Raw genomic sequence first — 259 nt, forward strand, 5'->3', positions numbered from 1 at the left:
GAATTGTTCCCATTTCGCCAATTCAGCGAAGGCAGAAGCACTCGTGTTGATCAACCGATTCGATATGGCGTATAACTCCTGACCGTCTATATCCTCCTTTTCTTTAGCAGAAATATTATTGCAAAGTCTGAAAATGGTTTCCGCCTCTTCGAACAACGCAGCAGTGGTAGCCCATTCTTCGAGTAAATCGATAGTATTCTGAAGACTTTGACCCGATTCAATAAGTACAATTCCGCTTTGGGTTACATCTAGAGGTTTG

General features: G+C 42.5%; 1 protein-coding gene. It reads right to left on the reverse strand.

The window, feature by feature from the left end; genetic code table 11:
- On the reverse strand, positions 1-259 hold a 259-nt coding region (locus tag AC3II9_RS21985), incomplete at both ends, for a hypothetical protein (protein WP_489158845.1).

The organism is Lysinibacillus sp. RU7, assembly GCF_057837305.1.